The 24,217-nt window shown below is 39.3% G+C and carries 20 protein-coding genes and 1 pseudogene; 7 read left to right on the top strand and 14 right to left on the bottom strand.

The window, feature by feature from the left end; all coding sequences use genetic code 11:
• Nucleotides 1-19 precede the first annotated feature (19 nt).
• Entirely contained in the window at nucleotides 20-736 is a 717-nt protein-coding gene (locus ACIQXP_RS07035; RefSeq protein ID WP_293742961.1) for a DUF92 domain-containing protein, read from the top strand.
• A gap of 226 nt (nucleotides 737-962) precedes the next feature.
• On the top strand, nucleotides 963-1,349 hold the full coding sequence (locus ACIQXP_RS07030; RefSeq protein ID WP_387504986.1) for a hypothetical protein: 387 nt from the start codon (nucleotides 963-965) through the stop codon (nucleotides 1,347-1,349).
• 306 nt (nucleotides 1,350-1,655) lie between these two features.
• Here the strand turns inward: ACIQXP_RS07030 and ACIQXP_RS07025 are convergent, their stop codons facing one another.
• The gene (locus ACIQXP_RS07025) at nucleotides 1,656-1,889 is read right to left on the bottom strand and encodes a hypothetical protein (RefSeq protein ID WP_090985604.1); all 234 of its coding nucleotides are present in this window, start codon (nucleotides 1,887-1,889) and stop codon (nucleotides 1,656-1,658) included.
• 158 nt (nucleotides 1,890-2,047) lie between these two features.
• Nucleotides 2,048-2,506, bottom strand: coding sequence for a MaoC family dehydratase (locus ACIQXP_RS07020; protein WP_387504987.1), 459 nt, complete (start codon nucleotides 2,504-2,506; stop codon nucleotides 2,048-2,050).
• Nucleotides 2,507-2,895: 389 nt separating this feature from the next.
• Between ACIQXP_RS07020 and ACIQXP_RS07015 the strand changes: the two genes are divergently transcribed.
• The 3 genes from ACIQXP_RS07015 to ACIQXP_RS07005 all read left to right on the top strand — a co-directional run bounded on the left by ACIQXP_RS07015 (nucleotide 2,896) and on the right by ACIQXP_RS07005 (nucleotide 6,933).
• Nucleotides 2,896-5,352 carry a TonB-dependent receptor gene (locus tag ACIQXP_RS07015; RefSeq protein WP_387504988.1) on the top strand — a complete coding sequence of 819 codons (2,457 nt, stop codon included), beginning with the start codon at nucleotides 2,896-2,898 and terminating at the stop codon, nucleotides 5,350-5,352.
• A gap of 791 nt (nucleotides 5,353-6,143) precedes the next feature.
• Nucleotides 6,144-6,584: a PaaI family thioesterase gene (locus ACIQXP_RS07010; protein WP_387504989.1), complete on the top strand. Its 441-nt coding sequence runs from the start codon at nucleotides 6,144-6,146 to the stop codon at nucleotides 6,582-6,584.
• 100 nt (nucleotides 6,585-6,684) lie between these two features.
• Nucleotides 6,685-6,933 (top strand): hypothetical protein, encoded by a 249-nt coding sequence (locus tag ACIQXP_RS07005; protein WP_293742956.1) that lies wholly within the window; start codon nucleotides 6,685-6,687, stop codon nucleotides 6,931-6,933.
• A 267-nt stretch (nucleotides 6,934-7,200) separates the two neighbouring features.
• On the opposite strand, the gene ACIQXP_RS07000 is transcribed toward ACIQXP_RS07005, so the two are convergent.
• The 8 genes from ACIQXP_RS07000 to ACIQXP_RS06965 form a co-directional block, all read right to left on the bottom strand.
• Nucleotides 7,201-8,472, bottom strand: a complete 1,272-nt coding sequence (locus tag ACIQXP_RS07000) for a nucleoside recognition domain-containing protein (RefSeq protein ID WP_090985612.1) — start codon at nucleotides 8,470-8,472, stop codon at nucleotides 7,201-7,203.
• Nucleotides 8,473-8,746: 274 nt separating this feature from the next.
• A complete protein-coding gene (locus ACIQXP_RS06995; RefSeq protein WP_387504990.1) occupies nucleotides 8,747-11,599 on the bottom strand; it encodes a S9 family peptidase in 2,853 nt (950 codons plus the stop codon).
• A 240-nt stretch (nucleotides 11,600-11,839) separates the two neighbouring features.
• A complete protein-coding gene (gene yidC / locus ACIQXP_RS06990; RefSeq protein WP_387504991.1) occupies nucleotides 11,840-13,639 on the bottom strand; it encodes a membrane protein insertase YidC in 1,800 nt (599 codons plus the stop codon).
• Between the two features lie 21 nt (nucleotides 13,640-13,660).
• Entirely contained in the window at nucleotides 13,661-15,277 is a 1,617-nt protein-coding gene (locus ACIQXP_RS06985; protein ID WP_293742952.1) for a CTP synthase, read from the bottom strand.
• Between the two features lie 163 nt (nucleotides 15,278-15,440).
• On the bottom strand, nucleotides 15,441-16,214 hold the full coding sequence (locus ACIQXP_RS06980) for a GLPGLI family protein (protein WP_387504992.1): 774 nt from the start codon (nucleotides 16,212-16,214) through the stop codon (nucleotides 15,441-15,443).
• Nucleotides 16,201-18,975 (bottom strand): outer membrane beta-barrel protein, encoded by a 2,775-nt coding sequence (locus ACIQXP_RS06975; protein WP_387504993.1) that lies wholly within the window; start codon nucleotides 18,973-18,975, stop codon nucleotides 16,201-16,203. The genes ACIQXP_RS06980 and ACIQXP_RS06975 overlap by 14 nt, the downstream gene beginning before the upstream one ends.
• A gap of 130 nt (nucleotides 18,976-19,105) precedes the next feature.
• Nucleotides 19,106-19,573: a DinB family protein gene (locus ACIQXP_RS06970; protein ID WP_387504994.1), complete on the bottom strand. Its 468-nt coding sequence runs from the start codon at nucleotides 19,571-19,573 to the stop codon at nucleotides 19,106-19,108.
• Between the two features lie 27 nt (nucleotides 19,574-19,600).
• On the bottom strand, nucleotides 19,601-20,143 hold the full coding sequence (locus tag ACIQXP_RS06965) for a hypothetical protein (protein ID WP_387504995.1): 543 nt from the start codon (nucleotides 20,141-20,143) through the stop codon (nucleotides 19,601-19,603).
• 265 nt (nucleotides 20,144-20,408) lie between these two features.
• Between ACIQXP_RS06965 and ACIQXP_RS06960 the strand changes: the two are divergent.
• Nucleotides 20,409-20,549, top strand: a pseudogene (locus tag ACIQXP_RS06960) (MarR family transcriptional regulator); the annotation flags it as partial.
• A 39-nt stretch (nucleotides 20,550-20,588) separates the two neighbouring features.
• Entirely contained in the window at nucleotides 20,589-21,230 is a 642-nt protein-coding gene (locus ACIQXP_RS06955; RefSeq protein ID WP_387505142.1) for a GNAT family N-acetyltransferase, read from the top strand.
• A 129-nt stretch (nucleotides 21,231-21,359) separates the two neighbouring features.
• Here ACIQXP_RS06955 and kdsB read toward each other — a convergent pair whose 3' ends face one another.
• The 4 genes from kdsB to trpS all read right to left on the bottom strand — a co-directional run bounded on the left by kdsB (nucleotide 21,360) and on the right by trpS (nucleotide 24,119).
• A complete protein-coding gene (kdsB, locus tag ACIQXP_RS06950) occupies nucleotides 21,360-22,148 on the bottom strand; it encodes a 3-deoxy-manno-octulosonate cytidylyltransferase (RefSeq protein WP_293742946.1) in 789 nt (262 codons plus the stop codon).
• On the bottom strand, nucleotides 22,145-22,348 hold the full coding sequence (locus ACIQXP_RS06945; protein WP_293742945.1) for a DUF5808 domain-containing protein: 204 nt from the start codon (nucleotides 22,346-22,348) through the stop codon (nucleotides 22,145-22,147). Before ACIQXP_RS06945 ends, kdsB begins: the two co-directional genes overlap by 4 nt.
• 59 nt (nucleotides 22,349-22,407) lie before the next feature.
• Entirely contained in the window at nucleotides 22,408-23,022 is a 615-nt protein-coding gene (locus tag ACIQXP_RS06940) for a deoxynucleoside kinase (protein ID WP_145855181.1), read from the bottom strand.
• Between the two features lie 98 nt (nucleotides 23,023-23,120).
• Nucleotides 23,121-24,119 carry a tryptophan--tRNA ligase gene (gene trpS, locus ACIQXP_RS06935; protein WP_387504996.1) on the bottom strand — a complete coding sequence of 333 codons (999 nt, stop codon included), beginning with the start codon at nucleotides 24,117-24,119 and terminating at the stop codon, nucleotides 23,121-23,123.
• Nucleotides 24,120-24,217 lie beyond the last annotated feature (98 nt).

Raw genomic sequence — 24,217 nt, 5'->3', positions numbered from 1 at the left:
ATTCGAATATATTTGACGGATGTTAAACAGCGTTATCTTTTTGCCTGTTATTGTTCTGGCGGGTATGGCTTACAGTATCTTAACTAAAAAACTTACCTTTATAGCTGCGTTTGCCGGAGCTATACTGGCTTGCTTGATTTATTTTGCGGCTGGTTACACCGGCCTGGCGATGATGACCACATTTTTTATTTTGGGTTCTGCTGCCACTTCATGGCAGCGAAATAAAAAACAGATTTCTGCTACGATAACCGAAACCAGGAACGGCCGTACCGCACTCCAGGTACTGGCTAATGCCGGGGTTGCGGGTGTAGCGGCTGTAGTGATGCTGTTTTATCCTTCGCTGAACTATTTAATGCTTGCGGCAATGGCGGCCGCTTTTGCCTCAGCCACATCAGATACCTTATCATCTGAACTGGGGATGCTTTATGGAACGCGTTTCTTTAATGTGATGTCTTTCAGACCTGACCGCTGTGGAAACGATGGGGTAATCAGTTTGGAAGGAACATTGATCGGTGTGGCAGGCAGTATTGTTATTGCAGGTATTGAGGCGCTCGGATCCGGATGGAATATGAATTTTTGTTTGATCGTTATTGCCGGCACGGCGGGAAACCTGACTGATTCTATCTTGGGCGCTGTGCTGGAGCGTAGAGGCGTAATTGGCAATAATATGGTTAATTTTTTAAATACATTAACAGCAGCCTTGCTGGTTATGGTGATGAAAATAATTTTCAGTTAGAGATATAATTATCCAAAGATATATGGTGAAAATCGACGAAGTGATGTGTTATCATTTAGGTGTCGTTTTCAGGTTAAAATGTATTAAATGCCCTGAATATCAGTATTTTTACGCCTTTCTTCATTAATTTGTAAAATCCTTCATTTATCAGGTTCAAAGTTTGTTTTAGTTGATTTATAATAAGCTTTTTTGTGATATTTAAGTATTATTTAGTTCTGATAAGATCATGAAAAAAATCATTTTTGTTTCAGTGCTGGCAGCCTGTGGATTTTCAGGTTACGGCCAAACCTATCAACCGATTACCAGTAAAAATAAAACCTACCTGGAAACATTGAAAGGAGTAAGTTACACCTATAAACAGGGCGTTGTTACCCTGAAGAATAATGTCAAGTATGCGCTGGGTACAGTGAGTATTAAGGCCTCATCAAAAGTAGACAGCAGTTTGTTTGGGATCGCGCTATTTGAAGATGGTATTGAAAAAGGGGAGACGGTTAAAGCCGATGTTTACTTTACGACCGGCCTTGGTAAAAATGTACATGAAATGCCGTTAAATCAGATTGATCAAAAGAACCTGGTATTATCTTTTGATAAGGCAACCCGGGCTGCGAAATAAGTGTTGAGGTTCTTCAATTTTTTATAATCAGACCCGACCATGAGTATCGATCACGATTAATCATCAAACGCACTTAACAGATGATAAATATTTAACACTGGATTAATAATCGATATCTAGTTTTGCAGTATAAATATTTGGTTAGTATTTATAAGTTTAGGTTAGTTGATAAGAAAAGCCTGGGTGGATATCCGGGCTTTTTATATATTAAACTTTACGCTAAACTTCTTATTGACCTAATCGTTTTGGTCAAGTGTGAGTAGTCAGGTGCCAGTTATGATGATAGTTAAGAACTGATTGCAGTATTTATTTCACACCGGTTACCATGTAAATACTTTGGCCAACTGCACCTTCATAACCAAATACCAGTTTGTATTCGTAAAAATTTTCGATTTCACTTTTAAAAGAATCAAAGGAAGGTGTTTCTTTGGAGGCATATTTAGGATCCCATTGAAACTTACTTCCGATTTTTAAAGTCGCTTTATTACCGTTATTTGCATGGTTGTTGATTAACTGAACAGGGGTGATGATGTTTTCCATATCTTAATTTTATTGATCTTCTCTGTAAATTAACGACTGGCCAGCCGGATTGTTTCCACCTTAATGTAACAATCATGAAAACGTATGGGTGCCTGTCGAGTTAAATCAACAGGAGAATAAAAAATGAAATTCTTAAGGTTTTCATATCTACCAAGCATCTATATAAAATGGTATAAGAATACCACATCGCCCACGTAAGCTGGTTTAGGCTGGTCTTTAATCACAAGTGTAGCCTGAATGGTTACTTTAGTAATCCCTCTTAAATTACTGATGAACATCAGTTTGGCTTTTAATTGTACTTCACTATTCACTAAAACAGCCTGGCCAAATTTAAAACGCTCAATTCCATAATTGATTTCCATTTTAATATTGCGCACATCGGCAATCTGTTTCCATAAATAGGGGATTAAAGACAGGGTTAAGTAGCCATGTGCAATCGTTGCCTTAAATGGCCCTTCATTTTTAGCCCGTTCGGTATCAGTGTGAATCCATTGATGATCTAAAGTCGCATCCGCAAATTTATTGATCTGCTCCTGGTCTATAGTGTGCCACTGCGAAATGCCTAGCTCTTTACCCAGATAGGATTCGTACTCCTCGAAATTATTGATCACCAACATATATTTTAGTTAAATAGTTTGTATTGTTTTAAATTCTTAGGCACAACAATCCTTTAGATGTTTAGTTTCAATTACTTTTCTATGACCAATTACCCATGATAAAATAAGGTTTGGGATGATAACTGTACAAGAACATTTAAATAGGGTTTTCTAAGATAGAAATACGCCGCCAGGAAAGGATATATTCCCACAGACTTCCTTTCAGCAACAAATAATTTAAAAGCACAAGTCACGCCGTGACTTAAGCTTAGCACGCTAACATCTGCGCTAGGTAGCAAGCTTGTGCAGTAAAGTCAAAATGAAATAAAATATTGTCTAAATATTTTATTTGATATATTTAAATTAAAATTTAGATTTGTCTAAAATTATATTTAGATAAATCATTTTTTATGAAATTGCTGTCCCTTAGTTTTTTCTGTTTATTGATATCGCTAAATGCTATTGCACAACATGCGATAGTAAAAGGTATAGTCACATCAAATGGCGAAGTTCTGGAAAATATCACCGTTAAAGTTTCAGGTAGTAAAAGTTCAACAAAATCGAACCGTTCAGGAAGTTATGTATTAAAGGAAATTCCTTACGGGATTTGTGATCTGGTGTTTTCAGGCATTGGTTATCAGGCTCATGTAGTCAGGGTAACGTTGAAAGCAGATACTGTTACGGTTAATGCCGATTTATTAAGCCTTTCTTCCAACTTAAACGATGTGGTTATTACCGGGGTAAACCGGGCCACACAATTACGGAAAAGCCCGGTACCCATTGCCGTACTTTCCAGAAAAACAATGGACCAAAACGTAAATACCAATTTAATAGATGCTATCGTGAAAGGCGTTCCTGGTATTACAGCAGTTACTACCGGTCCAAACGTTTCTAAACCATTTATCAGGGGCTTAGGCTACAATCGCGTGCTAACTTTGTACGATGGTTTGAGGCAGGAGGGACAGCAGTGGGGCGACGAACATGGAATTGAGGTAGATGAATACGCCATTACCAGGGTAGAGGTGGTAAAAGGTCCGGCCAGTTTAACCTATGGGTCCGATGCATTGGCTGGTGTAATTAATATGATCCCCTATACGCCTGGTTTTGAAAACGGGAAGTTAAAAGGCGATCTTACCGCAAATTATCAAAGCAATAATGGAATGATCGGTTCGTCAGTAGGACTGGCTTACGTCAAAAATGATTGGAAATATACCTTTAGGGCTACCGGAAAAATGGCACATAATTACCGGAATAAGATTGATGGATTGGTGTATGGAACCGCTTTTAGAGAGTACAATCTATCTGCCAGTGCCAGGTTAGATAAAAGCTGGGGTTTTTCTAAAACAGCCGTTACCTATTATGATAATGTAATGGAAATCCCAGATGGTAGTAGAGATTCTTTATCAAGAAGATTTACCAGGCAGGTGTTGGATGAAGGGGACGATATCAAAAACAGGCCTCTTGTAGCAGAACGCGATCTGAATACCTATATCATTAACCCTTTACATCAACACATTCAACACTTCCGTTTTTATAACACGAGTCAGTTCAAATTCGGAACCAGTGATTTAAATGTATTGGTTGGCGGCCAACAGAGTGTAAGAAGAGAATATAATCACCCTACAAGGCCAAATCAGCCCGGGCTTTACGTGGTATTGAACACTTTTAATTATGATCTTAAGTACAACCTGCCCGATTTTGCAGGTATCGAAAGTACAGTTGGACTAAATGGCATGTACCAGGTTAACAAGAGTAAGGATGCTACCGATTTTCCAATCCCGGATTATAAACTCTTTGATATTGGTGCATTCTATTTTGCAAAAAAATCAATGGGAAAGGTAGATGTTTCGGGAGGGATCAGGATCGACAGGAGAAACATCAGTTGGGATGATTTTTATGTGGGTACTAATGTGCTAACGTGTTTTGATAAACGGGTAAGTGCTGGCGACCTAACTGGAAAACTGCAATTTCCATCTTTTACTAAAAATTATTATGGTTTATCTGGCAGTCTGGGTTTAACTTACAATATTTCAGAAAGGTTTTTGATCAAGGCCAACATTGCCAGGGGGTACCGGGCTCCAAACATTACAGAAATCGGTTCCAACGGACTGGATCCGGGTGCGCACATTGTATATTTAGGGAACAGGACATTTAAACCAGAATTTAACCTTCAGCAAGATCTTGGCATGATCGCCTATTTGAAAGATGCCGATATCAGCCTGGAACTGTTTAATAACCAGATCCACAACTACATTTATCAATCGCGCTTAACCGATGCCAATGGGAATCAGGTGGTTATTGTTCCGGGAAACCTCACCTATCAATACCAGCAATCAAAAGCCAGGCTATACGGTGCGGAAATTTCTATCAATCTGCATCCCAACGCTTTAAAATGGCTAAGTTTCAATAATAGTTTAGCTTATACCGTAGGATTGAATCAAAACCGGGAACTATTGGATCAGTATGGTGATGAGGTCAGATATCTACCTTTTATTCCGCCTTTGCAGGTGAGAACCGAAATCAAGGCAACCGCTCAAAAACCTATCGGCATTTTTGATAAACCTTATATCAAAATCGATGCTGCCCTCTTCGCCGATCAGGACAAATTTTATGCACTTGACAATACAGAAAGCTTTACGGCAGGCTATACCTTAATTAATGGCGGGATCGGATCAACGCTGATAACAAGAAAAGGAAAAACCATCTGCGATATATTTCTTCAGGCCGATAATATTTTCAATATTGCTTATCAGTCTAATTTAAACAGGTTAAAGTATTTCGAATATTATAACCAATCGCCCAACGGCCGGTCAGGGATTTACAATATGGGCAGAAATTTGAGTTTTAAAATGATAATTCCACTTTAAGAGTTAAAAAAAAATGCTTTTGCCGCAGATCAATAGTTTTACCGAATTTCTTTTATCCGTCATTGCGAGGAGGAACGACGAAGCAATCTTTTTAATTGAAGATATGTTATATGAAATGAACGTTAAGTGATTCTTGGCGGTCGCTGGTCCCGCTTTTCATTTCAAGTCCTCTCCCGATTGAAAAAATCGGGATGCGGGCTTTACATTGCAATCGGGTTTAAGAACAAAGGTTTGTGCACCCTGCAACCCCGCAAATGAAATGCTGTATTGGCCAATAGCCCCGGTAGCATCATTAGCCAACAGCAACAAGATACGAGACAACGAAGCGTAAAACAGGCAGAAATGAGGTGTTCGGCAGAGGCCTTGCGCTACAAAGATAATAAGGCTTTTTTAATCAGGAAATGGGCGGTTCGTGTTTCTTGGCGGGCAATAGCCCGCTTTCACTAATAGTCCTCGCTGCGCTCCGGGCTATTCCGCTCAATCCCTTAGGTTTTAAAAACAAAGGTTTGTGCACCCTGCAACCCCACAAATGAAATACAGTTTTGGCCATTTAGCCCCGGTTGCAGCGTTACCCTGCAGCAACGAGGTACGAGGAAGCGAAGCGTATAAGCGAAAAACGGGAGGGAGCTTTGTTTTTTTGTACTGGCCCTGCGCTTTAAATATGTAAAATGAATTTTAATATGATCCTCATATCTATAATCGGATAAGGGTTATTAACCTTTCGTTCTAAAGACTGTGCCTCATTTTCCTTACCTTTACCTAAAGCATCAAATATTTAAGCATTTATAATTATGGAACCCTCTTTGAGCGAGCAGCGACTAAATTTTTTAAGACAATCGATTGGTAAAGTGATTACTGATTCGCCTTCTAACTTTATGAACTGGCTGGCACCGGTTTTAGTCGAAGCAGCGCATGGAAAACTGGTGTGTTGCTATACGATCCGTAAAGAAATGACTAATCCATATCAGATTTTGCACGGCGGCGTAACGGCTGGCATTATTGACGACCTGATCGGTGCAACGGTTTTTACGATGGGATTAAACGATCGGTATACCACTGTAAATAATTACATCGACTATTTTGCAACAGCAAGTGAGGGCGACGAAGTGGTTGCAGAAACGTCAATCGTGAAAAGAGGACGTACGATTCTAAATCTTCAATGTGAACTATCTTTGCCTTCAAAAAAACGGTTGATTGCGAAAGGTTATTCGAACATGTTAAACATAGGTTAAATTAAGTTACAACGCTTAAGAATAAGTTGTTAATTCCTTTATATTAACAAAACATTCTCATCTATATTTTGTTGTAAATTAACCTAAAATATAATGAGCCATGTTAGAAAATTATTCCACTCTGCAGTTTAACGTGAGAGGCAAAATTTTTAAGGGATTTTGCATGCGTATTCAAGATGATTTTCATGAAACTTATGCTGTAATTTTAGACGGTTACCATTCTTTCTGTATCTGGTTAGATAATAAGTCGGAAAAATGGTGTGCTTCGAAAAATGCGGTGATTGATCCAGACGCGATTGATGAAATTATCAATAGAATATCTCCCCAAACTCCCGCTAGTATTGCATGATAAACATTTGAGGCATAAGGCTTCTGTTTATTTTAAGATATTAAAATCCCTGTCAGATGAATTTCTGGCAGGGATTTTTTCAGTATTTTCCTATGTTGTCATGCTGATTGCAATGAAGAATCTTTATCAATCGCGCTTAACCTGAAAGCTATAATCCGATAGCGAAGCCAATGTTGGATGGCGTCAACAGGTAAGAAACCGGCCCGGTAAATCATAACCTGGGCGCCAATTCACCAATGAGCAATCGCCAATAACCAATTCATCAAACTAAGCAAAAAACATGTAACTGAGCGCAATTGCCGTACAAACGCCAACCAGATCAGCCAGTAACATCGAGCCTATTGCATAACGCGTATTTTTTATTCCAACAGCGCCAAAGTAAACCGCTACCACATAAAAGGTCGTATCTGAAGCGCCCTGAAAAACTCCCGAAAGTTTACTGGCAAATGAATCAGGTCCGCTTGAAATCATTGTACTCACCATCATACCACGGGCCGCACCGCCACTTAAAGGCCTGATTAAGGCTGTAGGCAGGGCGTCGACAAATTTGGTGTCGGCTCCAAAGAATACGAACAAACTTTTAATTCCACTCATCACTACATCAAAAGTTCCGCTTGTTCTCAGCATGCTTACGGCTACCAAAATACCCACCAGGTAAGGGATAATTTTCAGTGCCGTTTCAAATCCACCCTTAGCGCCATCAATAAAAGCGTCAAAAACATCTATTTTTTTATACAGGGCACCCAATACAATCAATAAAAAAATCAGTAAAATTATACCTCCGCTCAATAAGCCCGAAAATGATTTTATACTTTCTGCATTTAACTTGCTTACATACCAAACCAGCAAACCTATTATAGCTGATATACCAAGTACCCAGGTAATGATAACGGGTTGAAGTAAATTTATTTTCTGCCTAAAAGATACAATAAGCATTGCAGCCATTGTACCTACAAAGGTTACAATTAAACAGGGGATAAAAATATCGGTAGGGTCTTGCGCATTTTGGGTAGACCTGATGGCAATTACACTGACCGGAATTAAACACAAACCGGCGGCGTGCAGGCATAAAAACATAATCTGTGAGTTGCTGGCCACTTCCTTATTGGGATTCAGCTCCTGCAAACTTTCCATCGCCTTTATACCGAATGGTGTGGCTGCATTATCTAGGCCTAACAAATTGGCAGAGAAATTCATGATCATATGCCCCATAGAAGGGTGTCCTTTCGGAATCTCCGGGAAAAGTTTTGAAAAAAAAGGACCTATAATTCTGGATAATAAACGGATGCCGCCTGCCTTTTCAGCGATGCTCATTAAGCCCATAAATAAAGCTAATGTTCCTACTAATTTAATACAAAGGTCTACCGCAATCCAGCAGGTTTCGATAATGCCATCTAATTTTAAAGGATTTAAAGGGTCGGATGATTTGCCAATTACCATCCAGTTAAATATATCGCTGTGTCCGAAGAAGAAACATTTAATACTTGCTACAACAATAGCTATAATAATAAATGCCGACCAGATTCTGCTTAATGCCATTAGGATTGTTTAGTTTTATTTGATGCGTGAAAATAGTTTTTTTAAGCTGAAATTCATAAGAATCGTTGTTCTATTTACGATCTTCATGCTGAAGTTGTTTCCAGCATCTTTCTCGCTGAATAGACCTTGAAATAAATCCGATAAGCGTTATCGGATCAGGGTGACGATTGCAAGTATACATCAGACTTATCCATCATACCCCTAAACAGAAAATCCATGGCACATAATAAATGTACTATCAACCATGGACTTCGATCTTCTAACCCAGGATTAACTACGGTTTATCATCTGTTAACTCAAAGCCCCATGTTTTTCCTTTTTCGGTAGCGGGAATTCCAATTGTCATCCAGGCCGGAGCTTTGGCGCCTTTTAGATAATAATCGAAAAACTGCTGTTCACGGATCTGAATATCTTTCCGGTTCTGGCGTTGAACCAGGTTATGCGCTTCACCATTATAGTTTAGCATCCAAACCGGTTTACCTAAACGGCGCAGGGCGGTGAACATTTCGATGCCCTGGTACCATGGCACTGCACCATCTGCATCATTAGCCATAATCACAACCGGGGTATTTACCTTTGGTAGCATAAACAATGGAGAGTTTTCGATATATAACTCTGGTTTTTCCCAAAGGGTTGCACCAATGCGGCTTTGTGTTTTTTCATACTGGAACTGACGGTTCATACCGGTTTCCCAACGGATACCACCATAAGCAGAAGTCATGTTCACTACAGGTGCACCTGCCCAGGCAGCAGCATACATATTGTTTTGCGTAATGAGGTAAGCCACCTGGTAACCGCCCCAGCTTTGACCTTGAATACCAATTTTGCTGCCATCTACCCAACTGTTTTTCTTCAGGCTTTCCACACCTGAATTGATGAACTCAACTGCCGATTTTCCCGGGTGTCCGTTTTCATAGCTAATATCTGGTGCAAACACCAGGTAGCCGTTACTTACAAAGTAGGAAATATTTAAGCGGGAGGGTGTAGGTGCTGGTGCTTGGTAAGTATATAAACCATCCGATAATTTTTCGTAGAAATAAGCAATCATCGGATATTTTTTATTTGGATCGAAATTTTCCGGTTTGTACAAAATCCCTTCAGCTTTATAACCTTTCGGTGTAGTCCACTTCACCAATTCTGCAGTACCCCAATTGTAGTTTTTTTGTTGCGGATTCGTGTTGCTCAATTTGGTTTCGGTTTTGAAATCAGTAGTGATGTAAACATCTGGCGATTCTACATAATTTGCTTTATCGTAGATGTAAATATCAGCATCTTTAGCTTTTGTGAGACCGGAATACTTAAATTTTGCCATTACAACTGGTTCGGGTGCCTTAGAAGTACCTACGTTAGTGCGGTAAAAGCCGTTTTCTTTGGTCAGATTATTAAAGGCAGATAACCAAACCAATTCATTTGCTTTAACAAACTTACTGGCATTTCTTTCTGTTCTGTCTGTCCGTACGTTCTCGTAACGGAAGGTGATGTTGTTTGCTCTTCCAAAGCCTGCAGTGATATTTTTCGGTGCCGATTTTCCATCTGGCGAAAACGACCATAGATCATATTTATCATTAATCAGGACCGCTTTATCGCCCTCGGTCCAGGTGGCTAAACCATAAGCAGAAGGAAGGTCTGGTACATCATTTTCTTCATCAACAAACTTTTCAGTTAAGCCTGCGGTTAAAACGGTAACCTTTCCGCTGGCTACCTGATAAGTGTTCCAGCTGCCTAGTTTCCGATCGAAGTAAAGGATATAATTCCCCGCGGGTGATGCCAAAGCGTAACCATTTAGGTTTTCGATGATTTTCTTTTTCTGGCCGTTTTTTGTGTCAACCAGGTAATAATCTTTTGAAGTTGAACCGCTCCATTGCGATTCGATCCGCCTGCCGTAATCGGTAGAAGCCAAAACCTCCGCTGCATCACCTTCAGCGATGATACTGGCATCAGGTAGTTTTACATCGGTTAGCGGAATTACTTTTGGATCACTGCTGTAAACATCAATAACTGATAAATAACTTTTTTTGCTGTCTCTTTCTGCATTTTTAAGCTGCATGGGTTGCAAATAATCATCTTTATAATTCCACACATCAACTTTAGCCACTTCAAAATCTACTATTGTAGTGTCTTTTGGTTTTTTAACAGGCGATATGCCAAAATATAACTTCTTCCCATCTTTGCTGAAAGCAATTTTGCCATCACCATTAACCGACCATTTCGCTGGTAGTCCGGGCATATCAAAATCAACCAGGATCTGCGCCGTGTCAAGTGTTAAAGAGCTATAATAAATATTGTAGTCTTTTATTTCCCTTTTTTCCGGACTTTGTTCACCTACAAATGCCACGTGTTCGCTTTCTTCATCAAAAGTGAAATTCTTAAAACTTCCCTTACCTTTAATCAGCGTTTTTAAGGTACCTTTTTCGGTGTTGAGCAAGAATACGCCCTGTGGAGCCGTTTTGTCTTTTTTAGATCCACTGCAAGCAAAAACCAATTGTTTGCCATCTTTGCTGAAGTAGTAATCAGTAACATACTTATAGGTCTTGTCAGTTCCTGTTGTAAGGTTTTTTACCACCAGATCTGTTCCTTCTTCGGTTTTACCTTTTCCGGCAGGCTCATCATCAGCAAAATCAGTTTCGCCATCTTTTTTTTCAACAGGTTTCATGGCTTTTTGCGCAGTATCTGGTTTTTCAGTTAAATACGCCAATACACCAGTGCCTTCTTCCGGGAATTTGAAAGATTTTACCCTGGGTACTTTTGTTACCGCATTATTTGTAAGGTTGGCAATCCCTAATGAATCTTTTGGTAATTCGTCTGACTTTTTCTTTTTGATTTTGGCCTGACGCAGCTCTTTATTTAGCGGACGGATGTTGAAAGCCGCAAATTTTGAATCATTGCTGAATTGCGCATTCATCCCTCTGGGAACATTGATTTTGATATTTGTTTTGATATTGGCAAGGTATAACTGCGCATCTCCTTCCTGCTGTAAGATGCTGTACATCGCCCATTGGCCATTATTTGATAATTGCTTTGTGCCTATTGATTCCCAGGTATCGTACACCGAATGATCTAAAGGTTTCTTTTGTGCGTAGGCAAAGCTGACAACGAAAAACAGAATAACAGTTAGTCTCTTTTGCATTTTAAATTAATTAGTTTGTTGATTTAATCTTCTAAAATTGGAAAATTTTAGCTTATTAAGAAACTTGTATACCAAATATTACAATTTAAGGCGTTATTTGGAAAGGCAAAGGTTAAAGGGGAGAAGATTAGGCGGTGTGGGCACAAGCGCCTAACGCCATGCACTTATCGCTCAGCCCAAAACAGAAATCCCCGATTACTTAAAAATAACCGGGGATTTTTGTTTTGGAATAAAACAAGATTATTTCTTGGTTTGTTGCTGTTGCTGCTGACGCATGTAGTCATCTAAACGCTGTTGGAATTTAGATTTTTTCTTTTTCTCATCAACTGGTCTGGCTTTGTTCTGCTGGATTAAAGCATGGATTTTTTCATCATCAACCATTTTGCGGATCAGGAACTGCTGTCCGAAAGTCATTAAGTTGGCTAAGAAATAATAATAGTTTAATCCGGCTGGATAGCTGTTTAATACGCCTAAGAAAATGATTGGCATGATGTAACCGATATATTTCATCTGACCCGTAGCACCAGAAACCTGGTTGTTGAAATACGTCATGATCAGCGTTGATACCGTCATCAATACACACATTAAGCTTAAGTGATCACCAATGAAAGGGATTTTTACGCCAAATTTGATAAACTCATCATAGGTTGATAAATCTTTCATCCAAAGGAAACTCTCACCTCTTAACTCAAACAGGTTAGGGAAGAAGAAGAAAAACGCCATTACCAAAGGCAACTGTAGTACCATAGGCAAACAACCGCCAAGTGGGTTTACACCTGCTTTTTTGTACAGTTTTAAATATTCCTGCTGAACCAATGTTGGGTTATCTTCACCTACTTTAGCTTTAATTTCGTCCATTTCCGGTTTCAATACACGCATTTTAGCCATTGAAAGGTATGACTTGTAGGTAAGCGGCGATAAGGCCACTTTTAACAAAATAGTCAGTACCAGGATGATTAAACCGTAGTTCCAGCCAAAGCTGTTCAAGAAATTGAATACCGGTAATACAATAAAGCGGTTAATGTATTTTAAAGGCCAGTAACCCATATCAACCTGCTGTTCCAGATCGTATCCCTGTGCTTTTAGAGCAGAGAATTTGTTGGTACCAAAATAAAACTCCATTTCATAAACCTGGTTTGCACTATGCGTATATGGCAGTTGCATATTGGCATCGTAGAATTTTACCTGGCCCGGAGCAGTTGGAATTTTAACCTCTAAACTTCCTTTTTCAAAAGCTTGTTTAGCTATTAATGATGCCGAGAAAAAGTGCTGTTTGAAAGAGAACCACTGGATTTTGCCTTTTGATAGTTCTTCTTTTTCATCTTTAGAAACACTTAAGTGGTTTACATCGCCATCTAAATATTTATAATATGGTGCAGAATAACGGTGTTCGCTTTCGATGGATTTTTCTTGTTGCAGTAAAGTAGTCTGCCAGTTTAAACCGATGCTGTTGCCAGCAATTACCTGCTGTAAGCCAACCAGATTAATGTTAAAAGCAACTTTGTTACTCAATGCTTTTAAATCGTAAACATACTCTACATAAGCATTTGCACCATAATTGGCGCGCATGGTAACCGTACTGCCGGTTTTAGTTGGTGTAAAGTATAAATCGTTAGTATTGATTACCTTACCGGCAGCGTTAAGATTTAAACCAAATTTATTCTGGTTACCATCAAATAAAACAACCGGTTTGCCGGTAAAGGTTTTCTGTCCTTTAACTTCAACTGAGATAATTTTACCACCTTTATTACTTAATTTAATTAATAAATTTTCGTTTTCCAGCACAGTGTTGGCTTCCGTGCCGTTTAAGGCAGTACCAAAAGGACCTTTTAATGCTGCAGAATCTACCGCAGGGTTAGTCATTGCAGCTGTTTTAGTGGTGTCTTTTTGTGCAGGTGCAATACCGGCTTTTTTCAAAGAATCTAAACGCTCTGTTTCTTTGGCTTTTTTTATTTCGGCCTCGTTCGGCTTCAAAAAGTAGAATGATCCTGCCAAAATGATCATAATCAGGAACAGTCCTGTAAAGGTATTTCTATCCATTATTTATGTATGTACTGCTTTTTAATTCGTTTTCTTTTTTGCAAACTCCATTGCAGCGGCGACAAATTTAACAAAAAGTGGGTGAGGATTAGCAACTGTTGATTTTAATTCTGGGTGAAACTGTCCGCCAACGAAAAACGGATGGTTTTTAAGCTCTACGATCTCAACTAAATTAGTCTGTGGATTCATACCTGAAGCAATCATTCCTGCCTCTTCATATTGCTTTAAATAAGCGTTATTAAATTCGTAACGGTGACGATGGCGCTCGTTGATATGTGACTTGCCGTAAATAGAATAAGCTTTTGTACCTTTTTTGATATCGCAAGGGTATGAGCCTAAACGCATTGTACCACCTTTATTGGTTACTTTTTTCTGCTCTTCCATCATATTGATAACCGGATTTGCAGAATTTTCTTCTATTTCGGTAGTGTGCGCATCTTTCAAGCCTAAAACATTACGCCCAAATTCGATAACGGCACATTGCATACCTAAACAGATTCCAAAGAAAGGCACATTATTTTCACGAACGTATTTTATGGCATCGATTTTACCTTCTATACCGCGGCTACCAAAACCAGGCGCCACTAAAACGCCTTGTAAATGACCCAGTTTTTCTTTTACGTTATCAGGGAAAATACCCTCAGAGTGAATATATTCTACCCTGACTTTACATTCATTTTTAGAGCCTGCGTGTACAAAAGATTCGATAATCGATTTGTATGCATCCGGTAGCTCTACATATTTACCAATCAGGCCGATTTTTACCTCAGCAGTCGGGTTTTTTAAACGCCCAAGGAAATCTTTCCAGCTTTCCATATCCGGATCGTTTTTTGTCGGCAGTTTTAATTTCGATAAAACCGTTTTATCTAGTTGTTCTTTTAACATCAGTAAAGGTACATCGTAAATGGTAGATGCATCCATTGATTCGATTACGGCATTGATGTTAACGTTACAGAATAAGGCTATTTTTTTTCTCAGGTCAGCACTCAAGTGGTGCTCGGTACGGCAAACTAAAATATCTGGTTGTATACCATACTCCAGTAATGCTTTAACAGAGTGTTGAGTTGGTTTTGTTTTTAACTCACCTGCAGCAGCCAGATAAGGAACCAGGGTTAAGTGGATTACAATGGCATTGGTACTCCCTTCTTCCCATTTAAACTGACGAACAGCTTCGATAAATGGCAAAGATTCGATATCACCAACTGTACCACCCAACTCAGTAATCACAATATCGTATTCGCCACTTTCGCCCAGAATACGCATGTTGCGTTTTATCTCATCGGTAATATGTGGAACAACCTGTACCGTTTTGCCCAGGTATTCACCTTTGCGTTCTTTACTGATTACATTTTGGTAGATGCGGCCGGTAGTGATGTTATTGGCCTGTGAAGTCGGAACGTTAAGAAAACGTTCGTAATGACCAAGATCCAGATCGGTTTCGGCACCATCTTCTGTCACAAAGCATTCGCCATGTTCGTATGGATTCAATGTTCCTGGATCGATATTAATGTACGGATCGAATTTCTGAATGGTTACACGGTAGCCACGTGCCTGTAAAAGTTTAGCTAAAGATGCGGAAATGATGCCCTTACCTAAAGAGGAAGTTACACCGCCCGTAACAAAAATATACTTTGTCATGATTGATAATTTGTGATATCAAGCAGGCGTTTGAGGCCTGCTTAATTGTTTTTGTACGGGATACAAAGGTAAGAAAAAAAAATACGGCTTTTAGGCTGTGATTAGAATATTTTTTGTGGTTATCATCTGGCTGATATTGAAATTGTTAACAAAAAATGCTGATCTAAAGAAATAATGAATAAAGTTCCTTTTTAATATCTTCTATCTTTCTCGGGTTCTTTTTATCATCATAACGGGTATAAAGATCAATCAATTTTTTCAAATCTTTTTCCGAGTCGGTTTTCTTTCCTTTTGTTGGTGGACTGATGTTTAAGATCGGAACGTTTTTCGCTTCTATCCTGGTGGCAAACCAGGTGGTATTGTAACGTGGGATGGCTAAACCCAATATCATTCCGGGTAAACCGGTAAAGCCTTCCGGGCCGCCTTTTAATAAAATTTCATCCGTATAAAAGGCCACTACGGTAACCGTATCATTGATCTTAGCGATAGCTTTTCTGCATTCATAACCGGCAATGTTACGCAGATCGTGCATAATTTTCCACTTCAGACCCGGGATGGTATCCTTCAGGATAAAATCATCGCCCATAATACTTTTTCTTTTCACACGTTTGCTCTTCGCCAAATCTGTAAACAGTTCATCCGTATTGTCAGAACTGAAGAAGAAGGCATTGTCGCCTAAACTCTCCTTTGGTTTAGCCCGGTAAACCGAGGTGCTGTCATTGAAACTGTATTCCCAGTTGGTGGTGCGGTATTTACCCATTTTCTCTCTGGCCTCATCAGTCAGCCACTGGTTATTGGCGAGTTGCTCTTTAATGTTCACCTTTTTCTCAAAAGTAATTTTAGCACTCCTGATGAATACTGTTTGTGCATGAACCATCTGCAGACCTAAAATTAGATTGAAGATCAGCCAGAGCGCAGCTAAATTATTTCTTTTCATTTTTAACAAAATTGCCGTTTAAATTATAAACCACACCTATCAATACATATCTTGGAATAAAGCTGTTAGTGCTTTCTCCTATACTGTTCCCGTTTACATAACGGTTATAACCAACCCTTTGACCCAGGATATCGGAAATTGAAGCCCTGATCTCCATTTCTTCAGCCTTTAGCATCCTTTTAGACAGATAGGCATTCCATATAGCAATGTTTACCGGGCGGGCAAATGATGCATTGGCCGGTTGGTAAGATAAGGACACGGAAGTATTGAATTCCGTACTGTAGGGAAGATTGATGTTCCCTGAAATCTCATGATCATGACGGAAGTTCTTCCCATCATTAACCGTGCCGATGGTAGAACGGCTTTTGGAGAAATTTAGGGAAACATTGTATTCCAGGCTAAACTTATCATGATAGATACTGATCCGTGGTCTTAAGGACATGCTGCTCCGGCTGGTTTTATTTAATTCTTTATTCAGGATAGAAACGTCCTGGTTATAGTTATAATTGAAACCCATATTCGTATTCAGGTGGATCTTGCTAAAACTTTTCCCGATACTACCGCCGGCATAGAGGCTTTTTCCGCCATTCAGGTTGACAAAAGTGGTCACAGTTTTGTTAGATTGATCAACTGTGGTGCTGGAAGCTACTGCATTTTGCACAAAATTATAACCCAGATAACTGTAGGCAAAAATTTCAGATTTCTGCTGATAGGTATTGATGTTGAGGTTGAAGTTATTGTTGAATGATGGCCTAAGGTTAGGGTTGCCGATTAATGTGTATAAAGGACTATTCACCTGCCTTAATGGTTGCAGCTGCTCAATATCTGGCTGATCGGTGCTCCCTCTATAACCGGCGGAGATGCTGCCGCTCCGGCCCAGTTTATAACTCAGGCTCGTTTCGGGTGCCCAGTTGATATAGGAGCGGTTCACCTGGCGGTTCCTGTCTACATCGTCCAGGTGGAAAGTGGTTTGAATGGCCTGTGTTCCGCCGCGTAGCGTAAACTTTTTGCCCTTGTACTGCAATACCGCATTCCCGACATTGGAAAAGTTATTGAATTCGAAAAAGTTACTTAATGAATCGATTTTCTGGTTACCCAGATCGCGGTTGTAGGTGTACTTCTTGCTGCTGGAACGGATGGTTTTAAAACTATATCCTGCCTGTAATGAGAGTCTTTTGCTCAGGGGCTCGGTATAAGAAATCCGCGAGGCCAGTGAAGTTTTGCTAGATTGGTCGTCATTCAGGTAGTTTCGGCGATCCGGAGTCAGCATCACACCCGTAGAATCAAACAGATTTGTCTGGTTCAGGCTATTCCGTTCATTATTATTCCGGTTGTTTTCCGGCTGTAGGTCTACCGTTAAAATCCGCCCTTTGGTTTTAAATTTCTTCACATAGCCGATATTACCGTTAAAGGCTTCACTTTTGCCGTTAGAATACCCATTTTCGTTGTTGCTATTTACCATAATGCCCCGTCCGTTTTTCGTTTCGCTGTTGCTGAAACTGCTGGACGAACTGTGTTGCTGGCGTCCCCCGAAAGAAATCTTCAGGTTCGATAGCGAATCGAGCTTGAACTCTGTACTTCCACGCAGGCTTTGCCCTGTCGTGCGGTTTTCCTCCCGGCTTGCGCCCTGACTTAAAAAGGTGGTGCCATTTGGAATCAGCGATTCATTACGACTGGTGCTTTCGTTAAATGAACTGTTATCCGCTCCTTTGAAGTTCAGTTTCATACCCAGCTTATTGTCCTTCCATTTATTGGAAAAATGCGCACCATAAGTTGTAATATTCGGAATACCGCCACCAGGCCTGAAATCATCATCATCATTGTTACCATAGCTGATCATAACAGAACTGCCATCATCACCAACCTCGATCACATCATATTCATCCCCCTTCAGGCGGCTCATGGCGTTGTTGGTTTTAGATTCAGTACTGATGTTGTTGTTGAAACCGAAAGCGGCCACTTTCAACTTCCCCTTATAAACTCCCGCCATGGCACCTAAGTTGCGGTATTTATTCAGGTCGCTGCTCGCTTCCGTTGTACTGATATAGCCATTTTTAGCATTCTCTTTCAGCTTCACGTTGATCACCTTTTCTTTTGAATCTTCTTCCTTAATGCCCGTCAGCTCCTCGTTCTTACTCTTTTTATCATATACTTCTACTTCGTTTACTGCATTGGCTTTTAGGTATTTCTGGGCGAGAAGCGGATCGTCACCAAAAAATTCTTCCCCATCTACCAGCAAGGTATTTACATCCTTACCACCGGCTTTGATGGCACCGTTTTTATCTACCTCAATTCCAGGTAACCGCCTCAACAAATCCTGTAAGTTGGCATGTGGTTTTACGGCAAAACTATCTGCCTGGTACGTTATCGTATCGCCTTTCATCCTGATGGCTTGTTTTTGTGCCTTAATCGTCACTTCATTCAAAAGGGTGGCTTTATTATCCATTGCAATTGTACCCAGGTTAAATTTTGATGAATCTGACAATTGGATATCTCTGATATAGTCGGCCATTTTAGGGTAGGTGATGACCAAGGTGTAAGTGCCTTTTTTTAGGTTGGCCAGTTCAAACTCGCCGTTTCCTTTGGCTCTGGTATCCCTGACCAGAACGGAATCCTTGCTGTTAATGAGCAGTATTGAACTGTTTGAAAGGTTTCTTTTTTCTACAGTGTCGACTACAACACCTTTAATATTGGCTTTTTGAGCTAAGGCAGGAAGAAATAGTACCGAAAATATAAATACGGTGAGGAGATTTTTGAGCATGTACAGAGAAAACGTTGATAAATAGTTGTTTGGCTATGGTGCGTGAAAATACAACTATTTGATTAGTTTAGCTAAAATACTTGCAATATTTTTTTTTAGGGTTGAGTTTGACGGTTTACGACATTGGTTTTTATTTTCGAATCAATTTTCTGATCAATACAATCTGCCCCAAATGGTAATAACTGTGTTCTATAACAGCTTCTATATTTCGCAGATAGGTACTGTACTTTTCATCTACAAATACCTCATCCAATTTTTCGTCAGGCATTTTTTCCACTTCATCAGCAAAGGCGGCCGCATTGGCTAGCAATTTCTTAACCAGTTGTTTCCAGTCAGCTTCAGCATGGATAGGGGGTAGGTTGAAACTATATTGATCTTTAATTTCAAGAAGACCGCCGTTAAATAGATCTAGAATGCCTGATAAATAATAATTGATATGATAAGTTAAGGCAGCAATCGTATTTAAGTCACCTACCTGCTGAACGGCCTGTTCCCGATTAATGCTTTGTAATTGATCTTTATAATTGGTATTGGCTATCCAATAACCGCTTATGAAAATTTCTCTTAATCGATTTGCAATAAATTCAGGCCTTTTCATTTCTAAATTTCTGAGCTTAGATACTAGCTAGCAGCAATTATAGTAAACCGTTACCTGCTGCTCTTTCTCGCTCCAGGCGATGTAAATATTGTTTTCTTTTCCTAAACGATATTTAAAGCCATTTAGGCCTGATTTTTTTAACTCTTCATAAAGGGCTTTATCTGGAGTATACTTATCGGCTTTATCCTCCGGCATAACGGCAGGCTCAAGAAAATTTTCATCGCTAAAAAAATCATCGGCTATGGTTTTTAAGAAAACAATCTGGTCTTTCTCCTTTGAAAGATCAATATTTGGATCTGTGCTACCCAATAATTCAGTGCCTTTGATTTTGGTATTGTAAATTTCTTTTCCGTCAGCATTTTTGATCGTAAAATTCAATACCATTTCCTCTGGTTTTCTGCCGGTTAGTTCTATTTTAAAGGTATCGAGTGTTTTTAAATCGGAAAACGATTTGGCTACGCTTTGATTTATATTTTTGAATTCGACGGCACCTGATTCTTTACCCTGTTTAGATTGACAGGCAGAAAATACAATGAAGCAGCAAACCATGAAGATCGGTAATTTTCTCATGTTCCTAAAATACAAATTTTAAGTTTATTACAATTCAGGCTACTTAAAATAATATCAGGAAATGAACGATTGTATCGGTATTTCAAATAATCATTTAAATTTGCGTAACTGGTTACGTAATTAATTATTTTTTATGGGATTTTTTGATGAGATAGGTAAAGTAGCGATCGGAAGCAGGTTAAGAATGTTAACTGATAAAGTGACTGAAAATGCTGCAGAGATTTATACATTGTATCATATTGATATGTAGCCTAAATGGTTTCCGGTATTTTACGCATTAACCAAAGAGCGGGAAAAAACGGTTACCGAACTTGCCAAAGCCATTGGCCATTCTCACCCTTCGGTTAGTAAAATCATTAGTGAAATGCTTAAAAAAGGTTATGTTAAAGAAAATAAGGACGAAACTGATGGACGTAGAAATGTGATAAGCCTTTCGAAAAAAGGAATGAAAATTTCAGAAGGAATAAAGGATCAGCTTATAGATGTGAATGCGGCAATTGAAGAAATCTCGGCACAAGCACAACACAAACTTTGGGAAGCAATAGGAGAGTGGGAATTTTTATTGGAACAAAAAAGCTTGTTAAGAAGGGTTATGGACAAGAAAAAAGAACGCGATGGTGCTAATGTTGAAATTATAGATTACAAACCTGAACACCAGGAGGTTTTCAGGTCGTTAAATGTAGAATGGATTTCGAAGTATTTTACCATGGAAGAATCTGATTATAAAGCATTGGACGATCCGCAAGGTTATATTGTAGATAAAGGAGGTTTTATATTAGTTGCAAATTATGATGGTGAACCAATTGGCGTTTGTGCGCTAATTAAGATGAATGATGGTGAATATGATTTTGAACTCGCCAAAATGGCGGTATCGCCGAAAGTTCAGGGTAAAAATGTAGGTTTTCTATTGGCAAATGCAATTATTGATAAAGCAAGATCATTAGGCGCATCTAAAATCTATTTAGAAAGCAATACCATTTTAAAACCGGCCATTAACCTTTACCATAAATTAGGCTTTAAAAAAGTGCCAGCTAAACCTACACCATACGCACGATGCAATATACAGATGGAGCTGGTGGTGAAATAGTCCGATGTCCAAAGTCCGAAGTCATTGGTCTAGAGGTCGGAGTAGATTGCTCTCAAGCTATTAGCACTTGGCATGAACAAATGATCAATAACCAATGAACAGTGATCAATAACCAATAACCAATAAACCTTACTCGTGCTTTAGCGCCTCCAATAGATTATTTAACTTCAATAAATCCTCCGGTGTGTCTATGGCAACTGTCTCTAAATCAGTTATTTTTGTTTGGATGTAAAATCCGTTTTCAATCCAACGCAGTTGCTCAAGGCTTTCGGCAATCTCTAAAGACGAAGGCGGTAATTGGGTGATGGCTTTTAAGGCTTCGGTACGGTAGCCATAAATACCGATATGTTTATAAAACTGGTGTTTTTCTGCCCATACACCCGGTTCGCCATTTCTGATAAAAGGAATCGGGCTACGGCTAAAATACATGGCACGGCCGTTTACGTCAATTACCACTTTCGGACTGTTCGGGTTATAAATGCTTTCCTGGCTTTGGATCGGTTTAATTAAAGTGGCCAAATCTACCTTGTCTGCTACAAAACAGCTGGTCAGCAAATCAATTTGTGCCGGCTCGATAAAGGGTTCATCGCCCTGAATATTAATAACAATATCAAAACCAGGCATTTTTTCAATTACTTCAGCACACCTGTCGGTTCCACTTTGGTGGTGAGAAGCCGTAAATGCAAATTCTCCACCAAACCTCGTTACTTCATCAGCAATTCGCTCGTCATCAGTAGCAACAATTACTTTAGATAAAGTTTTTGCTTTCAAAGCCTGTTCGTATACCCGCTGGATCATCGTTTTACCAGCGATATCAACCAATGGTTTTCCTGGAAAACGTGTAGAGGCATAGCGGGCAGGTATAATGCCTATAACTCCTAAATCTCCTGGCGGAAATTTTAAATTTTTATCGGTCATATATTGTTGCGATAGAATTGATAAAAAACAAATACAACTATGAATGCGATGATCAAGTAAGAAATTGGATGGGCAAAATTAAGTGTCCATCCAAGTAATTTTATACGCTTCGGAACAATTAACCTGGCGTCTTTTTTATTGAAATAAAAAGTACCCCATTTCCAATTTTCTGGATTTTCATGCCCGAAGTCTTTTTCCATACAATCACATTGAATATTTAAGCATCTATCACAATTCAACTCCAATTTAGGAGTTTGGACTAAAACAACCCGTTAATTTCTGCTTCAATGGATTGAATTACTGTTCCCAAATCTTCAGGATTATTGGTGAAATCCAGTTTATCCTTATCCAAAATCAATAACTTGCCGAGTTTATATCCTTTAATCCAGGCTTCGTATTTTTCGTTCAGTTTAGACAGGTAGTCAATCCGGATACTCGCTTCGTACTCACGTCCACGGCGTTGTATATTGTTGACTAACGTAGGTACCGATGCACGCAGATATACCAGTAAATCTGGCGGTTTAATAAATGAAGTAATATTATCGAAAATAGCCCTGTAATTTTCATGGTCGCGGGTAGTCATTAAAGCCATGTCGTGCAGGTTTTCTGCAAAAATATAGGCATCCTCATAAATGGTTCTGTCCTGTATTACATTGCGTTTGTTAACCTCAATATCAGTGATCTGTTGAAAACGGCTGTTCAGGAAATAAATCTGAAGATTAAAACTCCAGCGTTTCATGTCGCTGTAAAAATCTTCCAGGTAAGGGTTATTGTCCACGGCTTCGTACAAAGCTTCCCATCCATAATTCTTGGCCAATAAGCCTGTCAAGGTCGTTTTACCGGCACCTATATTGCCTACAATTGCTATGTGCATCTTTGTTAGATATGAGATATGAGATATGAGATATGAGATTCTGAAATAAAATAATCTATCTCAAATCTGGCTTCTCACCTCTCAAATCTGTTAAATAATTAAAAACTTTTAAACCCGATTAAACTTCGAACCTCTCTGATGGTTTTTTGTGCGCTTTCACGGGCCTTCAACGCACCATGTTTGGCTACCTGCCTTAAATAAGCATCATCTTTGGCGATATCCTGAATACGCTCACGCATCGGTGCAGTCGCCAATATCATATCTTCTGCCAGTTGTTTTTTGAAATCTCCGTAACGGATCTGCATTTTGCTATATAAATCTTCGAAATGTGCAAGTGTATCAGCACTCGATACCACTTTCATTAAATCAAAAAGATTCTGGATCGGCTCAGGTTTTGGCTGGTTTTCTTCTGTCGGGCCACCATCACTAACTGCACGCATCACTTTTTTACGGATGGTTTCAGGATCATCGGAAAGGTAAACAGCATTGGCTTCGCCCTCCGATTTGCCCATTTTTCCTTTTCCATCTAAACCAGGTACCTTAATCAGGTTATCGGTATAGCTAAAAGCATAAGGCTCGGGGAAGTATTCCGTGTGGTATAACCTGTTGAAACGGTTCCCGAAAGTACGGGCCATTTCCAAATGTTGTTCCTGATCTTTCCCAACCGGTACTTTGGTAGCCTTGTGGATTAAAATATCAGCCGCCATTAATACCGGATAGGTTAATAAACCTGCGTTAACATTATCGGGATTGGCACGAACCTTATCTTTAAATGAAGTGCTGCGTTCCAATTCACCCATATAAGCATTCATATTCAGGTATAAATAAAGCTCTGCAACTTCAGGTACATCACTCTGTATATATATGGTGCTAGTTTCCGGATCTATCCCACTGGCAAGGTATTCAACCAAAACATGTTTAATGTTTCCGTGCAAATCTGCCGGAGTAGGGTGTGTAGTTAAGGAATGTAAATCGGCGATAAAAAAGTAGCAGTTATAGTCGTTCTGCATTTGAACAAAGTTTTTAACTGCGCCATAATAATTACCCAAATGTAATTTTCCTGTTGAGCGAATACCGCTCACCACTGTTTCTTTCATAATGGCACGAAATTAAAAATAAAATGCAAGCAATCCACAAATCGGCTCGATTTTCATTCCAAGATTTTTTTCAATGCATGATTTATTCATTTAATGAA

This window comes from Pedobacter suwonensis, from assembly GCF_044762335.1.
Lineage (GTDB): Bacteria > Bacteroidota > Bacteroidia > Sphingobacteriales > Sphingobacteriaceae > Pedobacter.
This window is presented reverse-complemented; position numbering and strand designations above follow the sequence as displayed.

What these genes read in the sequence shown, in the direction of transcription:
- yidC (WP_387504991.1), bottom strand. Translation starts at nt 13,639, where the DNA reads ATGGATAGAAATACCTTTACAGGACTGTTCCTGATTATGATCATTTTG.
- ACIQXP_RS06970 (WP_387504994.1), bottom strand. Translation starts at nt 19,573, where the DNA reads ATGAAAAGGCCTGAATTTATTGCAAATCGATTAAGAGAAATTTTCATA.
- ACIQXP_RS06975 (WP_387504993.1), bottom strand. Translation starts at nt 18,975, where the DNA reads ATGCTCAAAAATCTCCTCACCGTATTTATATTTTCGGTACTATTTCTT.
- ACIQXP_RS06955 (WP_387505142.1), top strand. Translation starts at nt 20,589, where the DNA reads ATGAAAATTTCAGAAGGAATAAAGGATCAGCTTATAGATGTGAATGCG.
- kdsB (WP_293742946.1), bottom strand. Translation starts at nt 22,148, where the DNA reads ATGACCGATAAAAATTTAAAATTTCCGCCAGGAGATTTAGGAGTTATA.
- ACIQXP_RS07000 (WP_090985612.1), bottom strand. Translation starts at nt 8,472, where the DNA reads ATGGCATTAAGCAGAATCTGGTCGGCATTTATTATTATAGCTATTGTT.
- ACIQXP_RS06995 (WP_387504990.1), bottom strand. Translation starts at nt 11,599, where the DNA reads ATGCAAAAGAGACTAACTGTTATTCTGTTTTTCGTTGTCAGCTTTGCC.
- ACIQXP_RS07030 (WP_387504986.1), top strand. Translation starts at nt 963, where the DNA reads ATGAAAAAAATCATTTTTGTTTCAGTGCTGGCAGCCTGTGGATTTTCA.
- trpS (WP_387504996.1), bottom strand. Translation starts at nt 24,119, where the DNA reads ATGAAAGAAACAGTGGTGAGCGGTATTCGCTCAACAGGAAAATTACAT.
- ACIQXP_RS07025 (WP_090985604.1), bottom strand. Translation starts at nt 1,889, where the DNA reads ATGGAAAACATCATCACCCCTGTTCAGTTAATCAACAACCATGCAAAT.
- ACIQXP_RS07010 (WP_387504989.1), top strand. Translation starts at nt 6,144, where the DNA reads ATGGAACCCTCTTTGAGCGAGCAGCGACTAAATTTTTTAAGACAATCG.
- ACIQXP_RS06940 (WP_145855181.1), bottom strand. Translation starts at nt 23,022, where the DNA reads ATGCACATAGCAATTGTAGGCAATATAGGTGCCGGTAAAACGACCTTG.
- ACIQXP_RS07005 (WP_293742956.1), top strand. Translation starts at nt 6,685, where the DNA reads ATGTTAGAAAATTATTCCACTCTGCAGTTTAACGTGAGAGGCAAAATT.
- ACIQXP_RS06980 (WP_387504992.1), bottom strand. Translation starts at nt 16,214, where the DNA reads ATGAAAAGAAATAATTTAGCTGCGCTCTGGCTGATCTTCAATCTAATT.
- ACIQXP_RS07020 (WP_387504987.1), bottom strand. Translation starts at nt 2,506, where the DNA reads ATGTTGGTGATCAATAATTTCGAGGAGTACGAATCCTATCTGGGTAAA.
- ACIQXP_RS07015 (WP_387504988.1), top strand. Translation starts at nt 2,896, where the DNA reads ATGAAATTGCTGTCCCTTAGTTTTTTCTGTTTATTGATATCGCTAAAT.
- ACIQXP_RS06965 (WP_387504995.1), bottom strand. Translation starts at nt 20,143, where the DNA reads ATGAGAAAATTACCGATCTTCATGGTTTGCTGCTTCATTGTATTTTCT.
- ACIQXP_RS06945 (WP_293742945.1), bottom strand. Translation starts at nt 22,348, where the DNA reads ATGGAAAAAGACTTCGGGCATGAAAATCCAGAAAATTGGAAATGGGGT.
- ACIQXP_RS07035 (WP_293742961.1), top strand. Translation starts at nt 20, where the DNA reads ATGTTAAACAGCGTTATCTTTTTGCCTGTTATTGTTCTGGCGGGTATG.
- ACIQXP_RS06985 (WP_293742952.1), bottom strand. Translation starts at nt 15,277, where the DNA reads ATGACAAAGTATATTTTTGTTACGGGCGGTGTAACTTCCTCTTTAGGT.